This is a genomic window from Spirillospora sp. NPDC046719, assembly GCF_040645715.1.
In the GTDB taxonomy this organism is placed as follows: Bacteria; Actinomycetota; Actinomycetes; order Streptosporangiales; family Streptosporangiaceae; genus Spirillospora.
Window position 1 is genome coordinate 1 of the sequence record NZ_JBEYYT010000720.1, and the last position, 3173, is coordinate 3173.

A 3173-nucleotide genomic window follows, 5' to 3' on the forward strand; every position below is an offset into this window, starting at 1 on the left:
CCCCTCCCCCGGCCTGAGGGAGGGGGAGGGGGCGGGTGTGTCAGGGGGCAGGGTGTCAGGGGGCGGTGTGTCGGGGGGCGGGGAAGTCGCGCCGCTTGATCTTGGCCTTGTCGCAGGCGGGGTCGGCGGGGTCGCGCCAGAACACGATGCCCTCGTAGGGGTGGGCGTGCAGCCAAGCGGCGAGGCCGTCGTGGTCGCGGGGCACGTCGCCGAGGTCGTCGGCGCCGTGCCGGACGAGGGTGTGCCGCTCGGCGCCCTCCGGGTTCCCATTGATCTTGGGGCCGATCAGCTCGTAGGTGCCGGCGGCCAGAACGCCTCCACCTTGTCCGCTTTGTCCGTCGTGTTCGTCCAGGGCGGCGCGCAGGTGCTTCCAGAACGCGGACTGCTCGGCGGGCTCCCATCCGACGGTCTTGCCGGTGGCGGGGTCGGTGGCGATGGGGGTGAATCCGGGCGGGGCGGGCCGGCCGGCCTTGACCTCGCGGCGGGCGTGCCAGCGGGCGCCGTCGAAGCGGACGCAGGTGCCGTCGTACTTGCGGGTGGCGCGGCCCTCACCGGCGAGCACCCAGGCGCAGGACGGGTCGGGCTCGGAGGTGACGTGGCGGGGGTCGCCGTCCCAGTCGCGGACGAACAGTGTCGGTATCTTGCGCATGCGGTCCTTCCCTGCCGGTGGCGGGTGCGGGGTCTCCCCGGCAGGACTCGAACCTGCGGCGCCCGGCTTCGGAGTCCGGCGCTCTGTCCTCTGAGCTACGGGGAGCGGGCCCCGCCCCCGGGTGACGTGGGGGCGGGGCGGGAGACGCCGGTGGGATTCGAACCCACATGATCCGGATCTGCAATCCGGTGCCTGAGCCGTTCGGCCACGGCGTCGCGGCCCGCGGGGCGCGGGCGCACGGGGGTCTTTCACGGGTCGTCGAAAAGAAAGCGGCCGCCGTTCCGGTCGGTGGAAGGGCGGCCGTGACGCGCTGGACGCGCGAGGGTCAGGTGGCCGCCCGCCGGGTGGACCGGGAGCAGGTGCGGGTGCGGTCGCCGCATCGCCGCGTCATGGTCTGCTCCCTTCCCGGTGGCCGGTAGATGTGACGAGTATGCGCGGCGCCGCGCGGGCCCCGCAACGGGTTTTCCCGCCGGGGTCTGAGCGCGGTTTCGGCGGCGTCCGCAGCGCGACATTCCGTTCAGTGGAAACCCGTTGTTCCGCCGCCGGTCGGGTACGGCGAGTCTGGGGGGACGGGCCGCGCCGCGCGGGCGGGCCCCGCGTCGCGTCCGCGCCCGCGGGCGCGTGGTTCGAGGAGGAGCCGACGATGGCGTTGCTGGACCCCGGAACGTGGACGGACAAGATCTTCACCGGCGGGTGGGCCGCCGCGGACGGCGGCGTGCTGGAGGTCGTCGAGCCGGCGACCGGCGCGGTCCTCGGCACGCTCGGGCGGGCGTCGGCGCGCGACGTCGCCGCGTCGGCCGCCGCGGCCGCCGACGCGCAGCGCGACTGGGCGGCCCGCACCTACGAGGACCGCGCCGCGGTGCTGCGCCGCGCGGGCCGGCTGTTCGAGGAGCACGCCGCCGAGATCCAGGACTGGATCGTGCGGGAGGCCGGGTCGGTGCCGGCGAAGGCGGAGCTGGAGGCGCACTTCGCGGCGGGCCTGTGCTACGAGGCGGCGGCGCTGGCCTCGCACCCGCAGGGCCTGGTGCTGCCGTCGGCGCAGCCGCGGTGGAGCCTGGCGCGGCGCCGCCCCGCCGGGGTGGTCAGCGTGATCGCGCCGTTCAACTTCCCGCTGATCCTGTCGATGCGGTCGGTGGCGCCGGCGCTGGCGCTCGGCAACGCGGTGCTGCTCAAGCCCGACCCGCGCACCGCGGTGTGCGGCGGCGTCACGGTCGCGCGGGTCTTCCAGGAGGCGGGCCTGCCCGAGGGGCTGCTGCACCTGCTGCCGGGCGGGCTGGAGACCGGCGAGGCGGTGGTGGCGGCGCCGCAGGTGCGGGTGGTGTCGTTCACCGGCTCCACCGCCGCGGGCCGCAAGATCGGGGAGGCGTGCGGGCGGCTGCTCAAGCGCGCGCACCTGGAGCTCGGCGGCAACAACGCCCTCATCGTGCTGCCGGGCGCCGACATCGCCAAGGCGGTGTCGGCGGGCGCGTGGGGGTCGTTCCTGCACCAGGGGCAGATCTGCATGACCACCGGGCGGCACCTGGTGCACGAGAGCCTGCACGAGGAGTACGTCGCCGCGCTGGCCGACAAGGCCGACAAGCTGCCGGTCGGGGACCCGGCGGCCGGGCCGGTCGCGCTCGGCCCGATCATCGACGAGGGGCAGCTCGCGCACGTCGACGCGCTGGTCCGCGACACCGTCGCCGCCGGGGCGCGGCTGGCGGCGGGCGGCACCCACGAGGGCCTGTTCTACCGGCCGACGGTGCTGGCGGAGGTCACCCCGGACATGCCCGCCTACGCGCGGGAGGTGTTCGGGCCGGTCGCGCCGGTGGTGCCGTTCTCGAGCGCGGACGAGGCGGTCGCGCTGGCCCGCGACAGCGAGTACGGGCTGTCGCTGGGGATCCTCGGCGACGTCGGGCAGGCGATGGCGATCGCCGACGCGGTCCCGACGGGGCTGGTGCACATCAACGACCAGACCGTCAACGACGAGCCGGTGGTGCCGTTCGGGGGGCTGGCGGCGTCGGGGAACGGGTCGCGGTTCGGCGGCCCGGAGGCCAACATCGAGGCGTTCACCGAGACCCAGTGGGTGACGATGCGCGGGGAGATCGCCCCTTACCCGTTCTGACGCTCCGCGAGCCGGGCCGCCGGCGGCCGGCCGTCCTGTTGCGGGGCGTGGTGCGGGGTGGAGCGGGGCAGGACGCCGTCGAGGTACTCGGCGACGGCGGCGCGCAGGCCGGCGGCGTCCGGTTCGGGTCCGGCGCCGGCGACCGCGTCGAACAGCAGCCCCTCGACGAAGGCGACCAGCCGCGGCCCGTGCCGGCCGGGGTCGGGGGACCCGGCCCGGCGCATGAGGTCGGCGGCGACATCGCGGAACCCGCGCCCAAGCTCGTCGTAGATCGCGCGCAGCTCGGGGCGGCGGGTCGCCTCCAGCGCCAGCTCGTAGCGGGCCAGCACGGACGCGCGGTGCTCGCGCAGCTGCGCGTCCACCAGGCCGGCCAGCGCGTCGGCGAGCAGGTCGCGTCCCGGCCCGCGCAGGTCCGCGCCGAGC

The 3173-nt window shown here is 76.1% G+C and carries 3 protein-coding genes and 2 tRNA genes; 1 reads left to right on the forward strand and 4 read right to left on the reverse strand.

Going from position 1 to position 3173, the window contains the following annotated elements; all coding sequences use genetic code 11:
• Positions 1-55: 55 nt before the first annotated feature.
• The 3 genes from ABZ914_RS49195 to ABZ914_RS49205 all read right to left on the reverse strand — a co-directional run bounded on the left by ABZ914_RS49195 (position 56) and on the right by ABZ914_RS49205 (position 864).
• On the reverse strand, positions 56-649 hold the full coding sequence (locus tag ABZ914_RS49195) for a hypothetical protein (protein WP_500201491.1): 594 nt from the start codon (positions 647-649) through the stop codon (positions 56-58).
• 32 nt (positions 650-681) lie between these two features.
• A tRNA-Arg gene (locus tag ABZ914_RS49200) sits at positions 682-754 on the reverse strand.
• 37 nt (positions 755-791) lie between these two features.
• Positions 792-864 (reverse strand) — tRNA-Cys (locus ABZ914_RS49205).
• A 428-nt stretch (positions 865-1292) separates the two neighbouring features.
• Between ABZ914_RS49205 and ABZ914_RS49210 the strand changes: the two genes are divergently transcribed.
• Positions 1293-2750 (forward strand): benzaldehyde dehydrogenase, encoded by a 1458-nt coding sequence (locus ABZ914_RS49210; protein WP_500201492.1) that lies wholly within the window; start codon positions 1293-1295, stop codon positions 2748-2750.
• Here the strand turns inward: ABZ914_RS49210 and ABZ914_RS49215 are convergent.
• Positions 2738-3173, reverse strand: a 436-nt coding sequence (locus ABZ914_RS49215) for a TetR family transcriptional regulator C-terminal domain-containing protein (RefSeq protein WP_500201493.1), incomplete at its 5' end; no start/stop codon positions are given. The genes ABZ914_RS49210 and ABZ914_RS49215 overlap by 13 nt on opposite strands.

Coding starts and splice junctions, on each gene's coding strand:
- ABZ914_RS49195 (WP_500201491.1), bottom strand. CDS start 649: ATGCGCAAGATACCGACACTGTTCGTCCGCGACTGGGACGGCGACCCC.
- ABZ914_RS49210 (WP_500201492.1), top strand. CDS start 1,293: ATGGCGTTGCTGGACCCCGGAACGTGGACGGACAAGATCTTCACCGGC.